The 14,718-nt window shown below is 70.9% G+C and carries 13 protein-coding genes, 1 tRNA gene and 1 riboswitch; of the genes, 6 read left to right on the top strand and 8 right to left on the bottom strand.

The window, feature by feature from the left end:
* Window positions 1–21: 21 nt before the first annotated feature.
* The 3 genes from ABH940_RS12020 (at window position 22) to ABH940_RS12010 (ending at window position 2,896) form a co-directional block, all read left to right on the top strand.
* Window positions 22–1,005 carry a helix-turn-helix transcriptional regulator gene (locus ABH940_RS12020; protein ID WP_370062454.1) on the top strand — a complete coding sequence of 328 codons (984 nt, stop codon included), beginning with the start codon at window positions 22–24 and terminating at the stop codon, window positions 1,003–1,005.
* 37 nt (window positions 1,006–1,042) lie between these two features.
* Window positions 1,043–1,183, top strand: a riboswitch (cobalamin riboswitch).
* 165 nt (window positions 1,184–1,348) lie between these two features.
* Window positions 1,349–2,425, top strand: coding sequence for a HoxN/HupN/NixA family nickel/cobalt transporter (locus ABH940_RS12015; protein ID WP_370062452.1), 1,077 nt, complete (start codon window positions 1,349–1,351; stop codon window positions 2,423–2,425).
* Between the two features lie 78 nt (window positions 2,426–2,503).
* Window positions 2,504–2,896 carry an ArsR/SmtB family transcription factor gene (locus ABH940_RS12010; RefSeq protein ID WP_370062450.1) on the top strand — a complete coding sequence of 131 codons (393 nt, stop codon included), beginning with the start codon at window positions 2,504–2,506 and terminating at the stop codon, window positions 2,894–2,896.
* Window positions 2,897–2,918: 22 nt separating this feature from the next.
* On the opposite strand, the gene ABH940_RS12005 is transcribed toward ABH940_RS12010, so the two are convergent.
* The 4 genes from ABH940_RS12005 to ABH940_RS11990 form a co-directional block, all read right to left on the bottom strand.
* Window positions 2,919–3,098: a hypothetical protein gene (locus ABH940_RS12005; protein ID WP_370062448.1), complete on the bottom strand. Its 180-nt coding sequence runs from the start codon at window positions 3,096–3,098 to the stop codon at window positions 2,919–2,921.
* 123 nt (window positions 3,099–3,221) lie between these two features.
* The gene (locus ABH940_RS12000; RefSeq protein ID WP_370062446.1) at window positions 3,222–3,986 is read right to left on the bottom strand and encodes a succinate dehydrogenase/fumarate reductase iron-sulfur subunit; all 765 of its coding nucleotides are present in this window, start codon (window positions 3,984–3,986) and stop codon (window positions 3,222–3,224) included.
* Window positions 3,983–5,950: a fumarate reductase/succinate dehydrogenase flavoprotein subunit gene (locus ABH940_RS11995; protein WP_370062444.1), complete on the bottom strand. Its 1,968-nt coding sequence runs from the start codon at window positions 5,948–5,950 to the stop codon at window positions 3,983–3,985. The genes ABH940_RS12000 and ABH940_RS11995 overlap by 4 nt, the downstream gene beginning before the upstream one ends.
* Window positions 5,950–6,654, bottom strand: a complete 705-nt coding sequence (locus tag ABH940_RS11990; protein ID WP_370062442.1) for a succinate dehydrogenase cytochrome b subunit — start codon at window positions 6,652–6,654, stop codon at window positions 5,950–5,952. Before ABH940_RS11990 ends, ABH940_RS11995 begins: the two co-directional genes overlap by 1 nt.
* A 95-nt stretch (window positions 6,655–6,749) precedes the next feature.
* Between ABH940_RS11990 and ABH940_RS11985 the strand changes: the two genes are divergently transcribed.
* From ABH940_RS11985 to ABH940_RS11975, 3 genes are all read left to right on the top strand, one after another.
* Window positions 6,750–7,676, top strand: a complete 927-nt coding sequence (locus tag ABH940_RS11985; protein ID WP_370062440.1) for a LysR family transcriptional regulator — start codon at window positions 6,750–6,752, stop codon at window positions 7,674–7,676.
* A 102-nt stretch (window positions 7,677–7,778) separates the two neighbouring features.
* Window positions 7,779–7,852, top strand: a tRNA-Met gene (locus ABH940_RS11980).
* Window positions 7,853–7,987: 135 nt separating this feature from the next.
* Window positions 7,988–9,646: a DEAD/DEAH box helicase gene (locus ABH940_RS11975; RefSeq protein ID WP_370062983.1), complete on the top strand. Its 1,659-nt coding sequence runs from the start codon at window positions 7,988–7,990 to the stop codon at window positions 9,644–9,646.
* 146 nt (window positions 9,647–9,792) lie between these two features.
* Here ABH940_RS11975 and ABH940_RS11970 read toward each other — a convergent pair whose 3' ends face one another.
* The 4 genes from ABH940_RS11970 to ABH940_RS11955 form a co-directional block, all read right to left on the bottom strand.
* On the bottom strand, window positions 9,793–10,599 hold the full coding sequence (locus tag ABH940_RS11970; protein ID WP_370105215.1) for a transglycosylase SLT domain-containing protein: 807 nt from the start codon (window positions 10,597–10,599) through the stop codon (window positions 9,793–9,795).
* 561 nt (window positions 10,600–11,160) lie between these two features.
* Window positions 11,161–12,060: a TauD/TfdA family dioxygenase gene (locus ABH940_RS11965; RefSeq protein ID WP_370105214.1), complete on the bottom strand. Its 900-nt coding sequence runs from the start codon at window positions 12,058–12,060 to the stop codon at window positions 11,161–11,163.
* 26 nt (window positions 12,061–12,086) lie between these two features.
* Window positions 12,087–13,670 carry an AMP-binding protein gene (locus ABH940_RS11960; protein WP_370105213.1) on the bottom strand — a complete coding sequence of 528 codons (1,584 nt, stop codon included), beginning with the start codon at window positions 13,668–13,670 and terminating at the stop codon, window positions 12,087–12,089.
* 1 nt (window position 13,671) lies between these two features.
* Window positions 13,672–14,298, bottom strand: coding sequence for a thermostable hemolysin (locus ABH940_RS11955; protein ID WP_370062432.1), 627 nt, complete (start codon window positions 14,296–14,298; stop codon window positions 13,672–13,674).
* Window positions 14,299–14,718: the final 420 nt, after the last annotated feature.

Below are 14,718 nucleotides of genomic sequence, written 5' to 3'. Positions count from 1 at the left end.
TGGATGTGGATACTGGGCGACATGCGCGCGAGCCGACTGGTGACCCTGCTTCTGCTGCTCCAGAACCGGGGCCGGATGACGGCCCGCCAACTGGCCGAGGAGCTGGAGGTCTCCGTCCGCACGGTCTACCGGGACGTCGACGCGCTCGCCGCCGCCGGCATCCCGCTGTACGGCGAGGCGGGACACGCGGGCGGCTACCAGCTGGTCGACGGCTACCGGACCCGGCTCACCGGGTTGACCCCGGACGAGGCGCAGGCCGCGTTCCTGACGGCGCTCCCGGACGCCGCCGCCCAACTCGGCCTCGGCGAGGCGCTGGTGACCGCCCAGCTCAAGCTGCGGGCCGCACTTCCAGCGGAGCTGCGCGAGCAGGCCGAGCGGATCCGGCGGAGCTTCCTGCTCGACGCCCCCGGCTGGTACGGCGAGGCCGAGAGCACGCCTCACCTGCCCGCGGTCGCCGCCGCGCTCTGGGCGCGGCGAGCGGTCCTCATGCGGTACCGGCGCTGGCGGGCGCCGGAGGAGATCGAGCGGCGGGTCGAGCCGTACGGGCTGGTCCTCAAGGCCGGACGCTGGTACCTGGCCGCCGGCGGGCCGTCCGGGATCCGCACCTACCGGGTCGACCAGATCCTCGAAGTCCATATGCTGGATCAGGAGTTCGCCATCCCGGACAGGTTCGACCTGGCCGCGCACTGGAGCAGCAGTCTGGCCGACTTCCACACCCGGCTGCACACCGGGGAGGCCCTGGTCCGGCTCACCCCGGAGGGCGCCCGCCGCCTCGGCGTAACGGCCTTGGGCGACGGAGCAGCACAGGACGGATGGACCGAGACCCGGGTGCCCATCGAGTCGATCGACCACGCCCACCAGGAGTTCCTCCGGCTCGGCGCGGACGTCGAGGTCCTGGCACCGGCCGAACTCCGCGACCGCATCACCGAGACGGTGCGTACCCTCGCCGCCCGGTACCAGCCGACGTCCGCACCGTCCTCGGCAGTGAATCAGACACCTGCTTAGATGTGCAGGCTTGTACCCGAGCCCCCGCCACCTCTAGGCTGCCGAAGGTCCCCTCACTGCGCGGGGACAGTGCAGCGTCAGCGAAGTCCGGTGAGAATCCGGCGCTGTCCCGCAACGGTGAACCCCTCGGCACGAGTGAGGGCAAGTCCGGTCGCCTGGCGTCGCACTCCTGGAAACCAGCCTCGCAGGAAGGTCGGTCCGGACCGGGCCCTCCGGGAGTCTCCGACCAGGCCGCGCCGACCTGTGAGCGTCCCGAGGAGGATGCCCAGTGTCCGCGTTCGTCGCCAAGCTACAGATGGTCCGTCAGTCCCTGAGTCCCGCGGAATGGACCAGGATCGGGGTGATGTCCCTGGTGATTCTGCTGCTGAACGGCGTCGGCTGGGGCATCTACATCTTCACTGTGCTCCCCCACCACTTCCACTACGACAAGCTCGGCGTCGGCCTCGGCGTCGCGTTCACCGCCTGGACGCTGGGCGCGCGTCACGCCTTCGACGCGGACCACATCTCCGCGATCGACAACTCCACCCGCAAGCTACTGGCGGACGGTCAACGTCCCCTGGCCAGTGGCTTCTTCTTCGCCCTCGGCCACTCCACGGTCGTCTCCGCCGTAGGCGTCGGCATCACCGTCGCCGCCAAGGCCGTCTTCGGCGCGATGGTCGACCCGAACTCGACCTACGAGACGCTGGGCGGCATGCTCGGCACGCTCACCTCCGCCGGGTTCCTCTACCTGATCGCCGCGCTCAACCTGATCGTGCTCGCCGGGATCTTCAAGGTCTTCCGCGACATGCGCCGGGGCACCTTCGACGAGGAGGAGCTCGAAAGGCAGCTCCAGGCGCGCGGGCTGATGTGGCGCTTCTTCGGCCGCTTCATGCGCTCCATCAACCACACCTGGCAGCTCTTCTTCGTGGGCATGATCTTCGGCATCGGCTTCGACACCGCCACCGAGGTCGTCCTGCTCGCCGCCACCGCCTACGCCGCCACCGCCGGGCTGCCGTTCTACGCCGTGCTGGCGCTGCCGCTGCTCTTCTCCGGCGGCATGATCCTCTTCGACACCTTCGACGGCTTCTTCATGAACTTCGCCTACGGCTGGGCCTTCGCGCGACCTGTGCGCAAGGTCTACTACAACCTCGTCATCACCGGCCTCTCCATCGCCGCCGCTTTCCTGATCGGCACCATCGAGGTGCTCGGCGTACTCACCAGCGAGCTCCATCTCACCGGCGGCTTCTGGGACTTCATGGCCAACTTCGACATCAACAAGGCCGGCTTCGTCATCGCTGGGCTGTTCGCCCTCACCTGGGTCGTCGCGCTGCTCTACTGGCGTTACGGCAAGATCGAGTCCCGCTGGCAGACCGGTCTCGCCGGAGGGACGGAGGCCGCTCCTGCCGACGCCGCAGCGACAGTCACGGCCACCGAGGCCTGAGCCCGCCAACTGACCCTGCACATCCGCTCACCTGCACGGTGTTGCAGATCACCGGGCAGCGGGGGTCCAATGGGCCCCATGCATCTCGTTCCCACCGAGCGGGCCCACCGCAGGGCCATCGACGAACACAGCGTCTGCACGGCCATCGAAGGCATCGGCGAGCCCGATCAACTCCCCGTCTGGGCCGACCGTTTCGCGCTGCTCGGCGAGCCGCACCGGCTCGCCGTGCTGCTGGCCGTCCACCGGGCCGGTCCGATCGCCGTCACCGACCTGGCCACGGCGACCGGTATCGCCGACACCGCCGTCTCGCAGATCCTGCGCCTGCTACGCGCCGGTGGCACGGTCGCCGGGACGAAGGACGGCCGGATCGTCCGGTACGAACTCAAGGACGCCCACCTGGCGGCGATCCTCGACCAGATCCGTCCCGAACCGGCCGTCCTCGCCCGGGAGCTGCACCACAGCGCCACCTGAGCGCGCCGGAGGCCGTCCCGGGTCAGCAGGAGATGTCGCCCGGGCCGACGTCCGTGCCGAGCATCCCGGTGAACTGCTTGTACAGGCTGATCCGGTCGTTGCGCTCGTCCGGGTTCTTGCCGTTGCACTCCGGGTCGCCGTTGATGTTGCGGATCGTCTCGCCGAAGCCCCGGCCGTTGACCATCGCGTCGTGGCCCGTCATCGTCCCGGCACCGCGCTGGGTGTTCCAAGCGTCCCTCCGCGTACCTGGGAGCACCCGTGGTGGCGTCAGATCTCGCCATCGGCGACCGTGTCCGCCCCGGAACGCGCGCCGGACGGGAACCCGTCAGCGCCGGTGTGCCGCGCCGGGGTTGCTCCTCGCCGCGCGGAGGAACTCGCGGTTGAGGGTGGCGATGCTGGTCAGCGGGATGCCCTTGGGGCAGGCCGTGGTGCAGGCGCCGGTGTTGGTGCAGCCGCCGAAGCCCTCGGCGTCCATGGCGCCGACCATGTCCAGCACCCGGCTCTCGCGTTCCGGCGCGCCCTGCGGGAGGACGCCGAGGTGGGTGATCTTGGCGCTGGTGAAGAGCATCGCCGAGCCGTTCGGGCAGGCTGCCACGCACGCGCCGCAGCCGATGCACTCGGCGTGTTCGAAGGCGAGGTCCGCGTCCGGCTTGGGGACGGGGGTGGCGTGGGCCTCGGGAGCGGAGCCGGTCGGAGCGGTGATGTAACCGCCGGCCTGGATGATGCGGTCGAACGCCGAGCGGTCCACGACCAGGTCCTTGACGACCGGGAAGGCGGTGGCCCGCCACGGTTCGATGTCGACGGTCTGGCCGTCGGTGAAGTGGCGCATGTGCAGCTGGCAGGTCGTGGTGGCGCGTTCCGGGCCGTGCGCCTCGCCGTTGATGACCAGCGAGCACATGCCGCAGATGCCCTCGCGGCAGTCGTGGTCGAAGGCGACCGGCTCCTCGCCGCGCTGGATCAGGTCCTCGTTGAGGACGTCGAGCATCTCCAGGAACGACATGTCGGGTGAGACGTCCTGGACCTGGTAGGTGACCATGGCGCCGGGGGCGTCGGCGTTGCGCTGGCGCCAGATCCGCAGGGTGAGGTTCACGTGTAGCTCCGCTGGGTGGGGTGGACGTACTCGAAGACCAGGTCTTCCTTGTGCAGGACGGGCGCGCTGCCGGTACCGGTGAACTCCCAGGCGGCGGCGTAGGAGAACGCGTCGTCCTGGCGGGCGGCCTCGCCGTCGCGGGTCTGCGACTCGGTGCGGAAGTGCCCGCCGCAGGACTCGGTGCGGTGCAGCGCGTCCAGGCAGAGCAGTTCGGCGAGTTCGAGGTAGTCGACGACGCGGTTGGCCTTCTCCAGGGACTGGTTGAGCTCGTCGCCTGCGCCAGGGACCGTGATGCAGCGCCAGAACTCCTCGCGGATCTCCGGGATCCGGGCCAGCGCCTTGCGCAGCCCGGCGTCGCTGCGGGCCATGCCGCAGTACTCCCACAGCAGTTCGCCGATCTCGCGGTGGAAGGAGTCGGGGCTGCGGTCGCCGTCGTTGGCGAGCAGCCGGGCGAGGCGCTCGGTGGTCTCCCGGACCACCGGGGCGACCTCGGGATGGTCCTCGGTGACCAGTCCCAGGCTCGGGTTGCGGGCAAGGTAGTCGTTGAGCGTGGTGGGGAGGACGAAGTAGCCGTCGGCCAGGCCCTGCATCAGGGCGGAGGCGCCCAGGCGGTTGGCGCCGTGGTCGGTGAAGTTGGCCTCGCCGATGGCGAACAGGCCCGGGACGGTGGTCTGCAGGTCGTAGTCGACCCAGAGGCCGCCCATCGTGTAGTGGATCGCCGGGTAGATCCGCATGGGGACCTGGTAGGGGTCCTCGCCGGTGATCCGCTGGTACATCTCGAAGAGGTTGCCGTACTTCTCGGCGACGGCCTGCCTGCCCAGCCGCCGGGTCGCGTCGGCGAAGTCGAGGTAGACGCCGAGCCCGCCGGGACCGACGCCGCGACCCTCGTCGCAGACGTTCTTGGCGGCGCGGGAGGCGATGTCGCGCGGCACCAGGTTGCCGAAGGAGGGGTAGAGGCGCTCCAGGTAGTAGTCGCGCTCGTCCTCGGGGATCCGGTCGGGGCTCCGGGTGTCGCCCTTGGTCTTCGGCACCCAGATCCGGCCGTCGTTGCGCAGCGACTCGCTCATCAGCGTGAGCTTGGACTGGTGGTCCCCGGAGCGCGGGATACAGGTGGGGTGGATCTGCGTGAAGCAGGGGTTGGCGAAGTACGCGCCACGCCGGTGCGCGCGCCAGGCGGCCGTCGCGTTGGAGTTCTTGGCGTTGGTGGAGAGGTGGAAGACGTTGCCGTACCCGCCGGACGCAAGGACGACGGCGTCGGCGAAATAGCTGGAGACGGTGCCGGTGATCAGGTCGCGGGCGACGATGCCGCGGGCACGGCCGTCGACCACGATCAGGTCGAGCATCTCGGTGCGCGCGTGCATCTCGACGTTGCCGGCGGCGATCTGCCGGGACAACGCCTGGTACGCGCCGAGGAGGAGTTGCTGACCGGTCTGGCCACGGGCGTAGAAAGTGCGCTGCACCTGGACGCCGCCGAAGGAGCGGGTGTCGAGCAGTCCCCCGTACTCGCGGGCGAACGGGACGCCCTGGGCCACGCACTGGTCGATGATCTGCACGGAGACCTCGGCCAGGCGGTGGACGTTGGACTCGCGGGCGCGGAAGTCGCCGCCTTTCACGGTGTCGTAGAAGAGCCGGTGGACGCTGTCGCCGTCGTTGCGGTAGTTCTTCGCCGCGTTGATGCCGCCCTGCGCGGCGATGGAGTGAGCCCGCCGTGGGGAGTCCTGGTAGCAGAACTGGACGACGTGGTAGCCCTGTTCGGCGAGGGTGGCCCCGGCGCTGCCGCCGGCCAGGCCGGTGCCGACCACGATCACCGTGTGCTTGCGGCGGTTGGCGGGGTTGACCAGCTTCGCCTGGAAGCGGCGGGTGTTCCAGCGCTCCTCGATGGGCCCGTCGGGTGCCCGGGTGTCGGCGACGGGCGCGCCGACCGCATAGTCGACATAGGGGGTGCTGTCGGGGTGCTCGGACATCAGTGCACGGCTCCGGTCATGACTGCGACGGGCACGGTGACGAAGCCCGCGAAGAGGACAAGGGCGAGGACCCAGCTGACGGTCCTGAAGACCGGGCCGCTGCGGGGCCCGTTGGCGCCCAGGGTCTGTGCGGCGCTCCAGAACCCGTGGCGGATGTGCAGGCCGAGCGCCGCCATCGCCACGAGGTAGATGACGTCCGCCCACCAGTTGCGGAAGTCGGCGACGACGTTCTCGTACGGGTGGCCCGCCTCGCCCAGCGGGTTCAGGGTGCCGGTGGTGAGGTCGAGGATGTGCCAGACCAGGAACAGGCCGATGATCACGCCGCCCCAGCGCATGGTGCGGGTCGCGAAGGACGGGCCGACGGGCGTGCTGTGGACGTAGCGCTGCCTGCGCGCGGCGACGTCCCGGCGGCTCAGCTGGTACGCGGAGACCGCGTGGAGCACGACGCACGCCACGAGGGCCGTGCGCTGGATCCACAGGTACCAGGACTGGTGCAGGACCGGCTCGCCGATGGTGCGCAGCCAGGCCGCGTACGCGTCGAACTCCGTGGCACCGAAGAAGATCTTGAGATTGCCGAGCATGTGGACGACGAGGAACGCCAGCATGACCACGCCGGTCACCGCCATCACGGCCTTCTTGCCGATGGTGGAGGACCACAGCGTCCGTAGGGTCGACGGCGGAACCGTCCGAATCGCGACTGCCATGGACAAGAAGCTAGGTTCGTCGCATCGAAAGGTCCAAGACATGATCTTGGTTGTTTCGATAGGTAATGCCTATCGAGCGGGTAGGGTTGCGGAACATGCAGCTCCAGCAGCTCGTCTACTTCCTCGCTGTCGCGGACGCGCGCCACTTCTCCCGCGCGGCCCAGCAGGTGCACGTCGCCCAGCCGTCGCTGTCGCAGCAGATCCGGGCGCTGGAACGGGAGTTGGGCTCCGACCTGTTCCACCGCGCCCGCGGCAACATCACCCTCACCGACGCCGGTGAGGCGCTGCTGCCGCTGGCCCGGCGGATCGTCGCCGACGCCGAGAGCGCCCGGATCGAGGTGCAGGAGGTGGCCGGTCTGCGCCGCGGCCGGGTCCGCCTCGGTGCGACACCGAGCCTGTGCACCGGGCTCCTCCCCCACGTGCTGCGCGCCTACCGCCGGGAGCACCCCGGCATCGGCCTGCACATCGAGGAGGGCGGCTCCCGTGACCTGGTCGGCCACCTCGCCACCGGCAGCCTCGACCTGGCCCTGATCATCCTCCCGCTGCAACGGCACGACCCGGCCCTTGCCACCACCGAACTGCTCAGCGAGGAGCTGGTGCTGGCCTCCGCGCCGGACGCCCCGCCGCCGACGGCCGGACCCGTGATCGAGGTCGCCGAGCTGCGCGACCAGCCGCTGGTGATGTTCCGCCACGGCTACGACCTGCGCGAGGTGACCATGGCCGCCTGCCGCGCCGAGGGCTTCGAGCCGCCCTTCGCCGTCGAGGGCGGCGAGATGGACGCGGTGCTCGGCATGGTCGAGGCCGGCCTCGGAGCGGCCGTGGTGCCCAGCATGGTGGCCGCCCGCCGCCCGCTCCGGGTCACCCCGTTCGCCCCGCCGGGACTGCGCCGCACGATCGCGCTCGCCCACCGCAAGGACGTGCAACCGCCGCGCGCCGCGCGCGAGCTGCGAAGCGTGCTGACGCAGTATCTGGACGAGGCCGCCAGGAGCGGAACGCTCCCGCCGGGAACGCGTCCGGCGTGAGGCGCTGATCACAGAGAGAGACGCGGCGACCGGCAGGTGGGCGTCGTCACAGGGCCCCATCCGACATCGGCGGCCGAACTCTGTTAACGTTCAAGGTACCGACGCGGGGTGGAGCAGCTCGGTAGCTCGCTGGGCTCATAACCCAGAGGTCGTAGGTTCAAATCCTGCCCCCGCTACTACGGCTCCGTGGGCTCGGCCGGAAGGCCGGGCCCACGGAGCCTTTTTTGTGACTTCTTGTGGAAGGTCCATCTGTGAACCACCGCACCAACCGGTCGAACGACCAGCGTCCCGCGACCCGCTTCGGTCGGCCGTTGTCCCCGGCCGAGCGGGACGCACGCAACGGACGTAAGCGCGGTGGCCAGCAGCAGCGTGCCAACGCCGAGGGCGGCGGGCAGCGGGGCGGCGCGTCCTACGGTCCGCCGAAGCGCCGTCCGACGAAGCGTCAGTCCGTCGCCGCGCAGGGCGAGTTCGAGGTGGCCGCGCCGGAGACCCCGGGGCTGCCGCCGGTGGCGAGCTTCGCCGAGGCCGAACTGCCGCGTGCGCTGCAGACGACGCTCGTCAAGCAGGGCGTGACCGAGCCGTTCCCGATCCAGGCGGCGACGCTGCCCAACGCGCTGGCCGGACGCGACGTGCTCGGCCGTGGCCGGACCGGCTCCGGCAAGACCCTCGCCTTCGGCCTCGCGGTGCTCGGCCGCCTGACCGGTCGCCGCGCGGAGGTCAAGGCCCCGCTGGCGCTGGTCCTGGTGCCCACCCGCGAGCTGGCCCAGCAGGTCCAGACCGCGCTCACCCCTTATGCGACCGCCGTGAACCTGCGGCTCGCCACCGTCGTCGGCGGCCTGCCGATCGGACGCCAGGCCGGTGAGCTGAAGCGCGGCGTCGACGTACTGATCGCCACGCCCGGCCGGCTGCGCGACCTGCTGGAGCGCGGCGACGTGCAGCTCGGCCGCGTCGAGATCACGGTGCTGGACGAAGCCGACCAGATGGCCGACATGGGCTTCCTGCCGCAGGTCACCGCCCTGCTGGAGCAGGTCCGCCCGGACGGGCAGCGACTGCTCTTCTCGGCGACGCTCGACCAGAACGTCGACCGCCTGGTCCGCCGCTTCCTGAGCGACCCGGTCGCGCACTCGGTCGACCCCAGCGCGGGCGCGGTCACCAACATGGAGCACCACGTGCTCTACGTGAGCGACCAGGACAAGCGCGAGATCACCCGCGAGATAGCGGCCCGCGAGGGACGCGTGATCATGTTCGTCGACACCAAGCGCGCCACCGACCGTCTGGCCAAGGACCTGCTCGCGAACGGCATCCTCGCCGCAGCGCTTCACGGCGGCAAGACGCAGCCGCAGCGCAACCGGGTCCTGGAGCAGTTCAAGCAGGGCCAGGTCACCGCGCTGATCGCCACGAACGTCGCGGCGCGCGGCATCCACGTCGACGACCTCGACCTCGTCGTCAACGTCGACCCACCGACCGACCCGAAGGACTACCTGCACCGGGGCGGTCGCACCGCCCGCGCGGGCGCGTCCGGCACCGTGGTCACCCTGGTCCTCTCCCACGAGCGGCGCGACACGGCCAAGCTCATGACCGATGCGGGCATCCGCCCGTCCAACGACCGGGTCCGCCCCGGCGACCCGGAGCTCGTCCGGATCACCGGCGCGCGCCGCCCGTCGGGCGTCCCGGTCACCCTCCCGACGCCGACTCCGCCGGCCGCGTCCAAGCCTGCCGGGTCGAGGGGTTCCCGCTCGTCGGCCGGTGGACGGGGCGAGCGCTCCCAGCGCAACGAGCGGTCCCAGCGGACCGAAAGGCCCCAGCGGACCGAGCAGCGGGGCGAGCGCGCTCAGCGCGGCGAGCGCACCGAGCGCACTCAGCGGCCCGAGCGCACCGAGCAGTCCGGCCCCCGCGCCGCGTCCGGCCGTCGCCCGGACCAGCGCCGTCGCCGCCCGCAGGGGCCGAAGACGAACCAGGACAAGGCGTAACGACCTGCTGCGCGACAGAGAGGTCCACTCTCTGTCGCGCACCAGGTCGTGAGCCGGGCCCGATTCACCGGATAGTCCGCAACGCACAGCGCCCCCGTACCTGCCAGGCAGGCACGGGGGCGCTGTGCGTTGGCGAGGGCGGCTGATCAGTAGCCGCTCGAGCCGTACGCGACGTTCATGAACGAGCCGTAGGTGGCGTTCGCGTAGCGGACCGCGGCGACGATGTTGTCGACCGGGTTCCAGATGTCCGTGTGCCCCGGCAGCGCGTACGTGTCGAACGTGGACTGGATCGTCTGCATCAGACCCATGGACGGCGTGCCCGCGGCGGCGTTCGAGTCCCAGTTGTTCTGGGCGTTCGGGTTGCCGGAGGACTCGGTCATGGCGCGCGCGGTGATCGCGTCCGCGGTCGGGACCTGGTCGCCGTCGGCCTGGAGGATGGCCTGGGCCTGCGCGATCCAACCGCTCAGGTTGTTCGCGTAGACCGGGGTCGCGGCGGCCGCGGCGGCAGCCGCAGCGGCAGCCTTCGCCTTGGCGGCGGCAGCGGCCTGCGCCTGGGCCTGAGCCTGAGCGGCGGCCTGGGCCTGGGCCTGCGCCTGAGCCTTGGCGGCGGCGTCGGCCTTTGCCTTGGCAGCGGCCTGGGCCTGCGCCTGCGCCTGCGCCTCTGCCTGAGCCTTCGCCTTCGCGGCGGCGTCGGCAGCGGCCTTCGCCTTGGCGGCGGCAGCAGCCTTGGCCTTGGCCGCGTCGGCGGACGCGGACGCGTTGACCAGCGGCGCGCGCTGCTCGGAGCGGTTCGCGGTGCTGGCGGACGGACGGGCGGCGGCAACGGCGCCGGCCGCAGCGGCCGTGTGGCTCGGGCTGGAGCTGCCGGTCAGGGCGACGGCGGTCCCCGTGGCGGCACCGGTCAGCAGGACAGCTGCACCGACACCGGCGGTCAGGCGCTTGTTGAGGCTCATCGCGGAGACACGCTGGTTGAGCTGCACAAGAGAGCGACGGGCGTGGGAGAAACGGGCGTGGGAAGGCATGACACTCCGATGTCGACGGATCTGCCCTGACCGAAGGCGCACGGAACCACGCGTTCGCCGCACCGGCGTCGCTGGCTGGGAATGCGCCCGGCGGCATTCGGGACTGGCCCGACCGAGCAGGGGGAGCACATCGGCGTTTGACAGGTCGGCGCTGTGTGCGCCGGTCGCCGTGCTCCAGCAGGCTCTCTGCCTGGCCTGCCTCAGGCACTCTCACACGGCCTTCACAAGTGGAGCAAGCCATACCGCCGGTAAAGTGCGCCACGCCACAAGAAGGCCGTGACCTGCGTCTCATTTGTCTACGGAGCGCAGCGACGCCGCTCCGATCAGGCACCGCAAAGTGCGGCAACCCGGTCGAAACGGCGTCGTGAGGTCAGTATTTGATGGTGTTTTAGATATTTGCCCAGATAAGTCTGATTCGTCCGATTTAATAATGCTCACCCCTTTTCATCGGGGATAAGCGCAGCCGGTACGGTCCAGTCCGGACCGGGCGGCTCAGGCTACGAAGCTCTGCGCGTTGACGATGGTGCGGCGGGTGTCGGTGATCGGGCGACGGCCGTGCATCACGCGGGAGTTGTCGATGAGGACGACGTCGCCGTCCTGCCAGGCGATCTCCTCCGTGACCTCCTCGGTGATCCGGGCGAGCTCGTCCAGCACCTCGCGCGGGATCGGGCCGTGCTCGAAGCGGATCTCCGGCGTCTCGTAGTTGTAGGAGGGGCCGAAGATGCTGTTGGCCCAGGTGGTGTCCTCCGACCACTTGCCCGGGTGGGCGGCGTGGGTCTGGAACGCGTAGTGGACTGAGCCGTCCTCGCGCTGCGTCACGGTGGCGTTGCCCTGGTCGGCGAGGAACCGCAGGTCGTCCAGGGTCACCTCCTCCGGCTTTCGGCCGCCGCCCAGACTGAAGGCGGTGAACTGCCGCCACTGCGGCTCGGACACCGAGCGGGCGAAGACCACGGGGTTGTCGAGGAAGAGCTCACGGGTCGGCTCGTCCAGCTGCTCCCACACCCGGCGCCCGTCACAGACGGTGGTCTGCGAGCCGGAAGCCGCGGCCGTGACGCAGTGGAACCACAGCAGGTCGGGCGGGTAGGGGGTCGCGCCGTTCTCGATGTGCAGGCCGATGGAGTCGGTGCCGGAGTCCACCAGCTGCGCGACGTCGCCGTGGAAGGTGCGCGCGGGGTCGAGGGTGACCTTGGCGCTGCACTTCTGCACCAGCTCGTTGAAGTCCTCGACGCTGGGCGCGAAGCCACGCAGCAGCAGGTGGCCCGCCCCGCGGAGTTCGTCCAGCAGCACGGAGGCGGTGTCGACCAGTCTGACGGTGCTGTCGGACGGCGTGATGAGCGCTCCGGTTCCGTCGCCGAGGCGGGACCGGTGGATCGGGAGGGAAGCGGTGGTCACAGGAAAGTCCCCTTCAAAGGAAATGGTCAGCGGGTTGCGGCGACGGCGAGGTGGGGCTGTACCTGCTCGGTGAAGAGCAGGTCACGGCGGGGCCGACCGGTGACGGTGAAGTAGCGTGCACGCAGTGCGGGCTCGTCGCGCAGCACGATCGTCCGGCTCGGCTGGTCCGTCTCGGCGAGCGCGTGCGCGGAGTACGCGGCGACCTCGGCGTGCACGTGGTCGTCAGCCAGGGTTCCGTCGGTGAGGACGAGCGCCACCAGGTGCTCCAGGCCGTCACCGAAGACCACGGCCTCCCGCACCGCCGGGCAGGAGCGCAGTCGGCCCTCCACCCACTCGGGCGAGATGTTGCGGCCGAAGCCTGTGATGATCATGTTCTTCAGGCGTCCCAGGATGCGCAGCCGTCCGTCCGGGTCGAGCTCCGCCCGGTCGCCGGTGTGCAGCCAGCCGTCGTCGTCCAGCGGGCGGCTGGTCGGGTCCTCGACGGTGTAACCGGCAAAGAGCGAAGGCGACTTGACGAGCAGTTCGCTGTCCTCGCCGATCCGGACCTCGCAGTGCGGCAGCGGCCTGCCGACCGTGCCGGGCACCACGTCGCCGGGGCGGTTCCAGGCGACCACGGAGGTGTTCTCGGACAGGCCGTAGCCCTCCAGGACCTCGATGCCCAGCGCCGCGAGCGACTCCAGCGCCTCGGTGGCGACGGGGGCGCCGCCCGCCATGAGCAGCGGCGCGGTCGACGCGCCGAACAGCTCCTGGACCGGATCGCGTCCGGCCGCGACAGCCTGCGCCGCGACCTTCGCCAGCGCGGAGACGACCACCGGCGGCAGCACCGCCGCGCTCAGCCCCATCACGCGCAGCCATTGCAGGGCGTCCTCCACCCGCGACCCGGCCGTGCCGAGCAGCGCGGCCTCCGGTGCGAGCAGACGCAGCGTGCCGCCGACCGCGATCGGCATGTAGACGGCGGCGACCTGCTCGATCAGCAGGCTGAACGGCACCATGGAGAGGTAGCGGTCGAGCGCGCCTGCGGGCAGCATGCCGTGCAGCGACTCCTGCAGCGCCTCGATCCCGGAGCGGCGGATCAGCACGCCCTTGGGCGTGCCGGTGGTGCCGGAGGTGTGGATGATCTTCACCACGTCGGCGGCGCGACCCTGCAGCGGCTCGCCGACGAGGGTGACCGGTCTCTCGACGTCCGCACTGTCGTCCGCGCTGTCGTCGGCGCTGTCGTCGGTGATGTGCAGCAGCACCCGGTCGGCGTCCAGGCCCCACTCGGCGAGGCGCCGTGCGCCCTGCTCGTCCACCAGGCACACCGACGTACCGGCGAGCAGCGAACCGGCCTGTTCGGCGGAGAAGGCCAGCGGGACCGGCACCTCGACCGCCTCGGCGGCCAGCAGCGCCAGGTCGGCGACGACCCACTCCGGGGTGTTGCCCGCGACCAGGCCGACCGGCGTGCCCGGGGCGACCCACCGGCGCAGCCGGGCGGCGAACCGGTCCCGGGCGGCGCGTATCTCGCCGTAGGTACGGGAACTGACGACCCGTCCGTCCATCGGGTCGGCGACCTCGACCAGCGGCCGGTCCTGCCAGGCCGGGTTGGTCAACCCTGCTTCCACGCTCCGCATCTCACGCCCTCCCCGCGGTGCCGGCCAGCGGCGACTGCCCCGACAGCAGGGACAGCGCGTCCCCCATGTGCTGGTTGATGTCCGTGTACACGGTCACCGGGTCCAGGTTGTAGTAGCGGCCCCAGTCGCCGCGCAGCTCGGCGGGCAGCCGGGCCTCGGTCGCGTGGCAGATCACCTCGGTGCTGATGCCCGAGCGTCGCAGCATCAGGTGCAGCGGCCGGGTGACGGTGAACACCGCCGCCTTGGCGCCCTGGCACCAGCACATCGCCCCGAGCAGCGAGACCAGCCGACCACCGGCACCGACGGTGCTGGAGGCGAGCGGTCCGACCTCGACGATCTGCGACCGGGACAGCTCCTCGCCCGCGAAGGGCGCCAGCGCCGTCTCGATCGGGACGTCCAGGTAGTGCTCGGCGAAGAGCGGCCCCTGGTTGGCGAAGGTCAACCCGGCGACCGCGCCGTCGAGTTCGTCGTCGGGGCCGAGGGTACGCGGGTCCTGCTCGCTGAGGATCAGCGCGGCGTCAGGGGCCGGGTCGATCCGGGCGTCGAACTGGTCCTGGTACGTGCGCTGTGCGAGCCGGACACCTGCTCGCCAGGCTCTGGTGTCGCGTCGTGCTACCTCGAGATGCACGGGAGTTCCCTTCCTGAGCGTGGACCTGGCGGACTTGCGGTTGCGCGATGGGGGTTCCGGACCGCGGGCTACGCGGCCGGGGTCGGGGCTTCCCAGGTGAGGGTCAGCCCCGCGTACGGGTAGCGGCTGGGAGCAGATGCACCGCCATGGAATCGCGCTGCGAGCCCTGTCCGGGGAACATCACGAATGTGCGGCGGATCCGGTCTTCCGGATATCTCTCGTCCACGCGCCATAACGTGCCGGTCAGGGCTCGCAGTGGGCTCGAACGGACCTTGAAGTCCGCCTCATGCAGAGGCCCCGGTGCGGGCTGGGAGGAGTCGTGACTCCTCCCCGCCCGCCCCGGGGCCCGGGCGGGGGGGGGGCCCCGGCCATGGCGCGGGGGTGGCCCCGGGCCGCGGCCCGGGGCGCGCCCGACTGGGC

This window comes from Streptacidiphilus sp. BW17, assembly GCF_041262485.1.
Taxonomy (GTDB): Bacteria; Actinomycetota; Actinomycetes; order Streptomycetales; family Streptomycetaceae; genus Streptacidiphilus.
The sequence above is the reverse complement of the archived record's forward strand: the minus strand, read 5'-3'. Positions and strand labels throughout refer to the sequence as shown.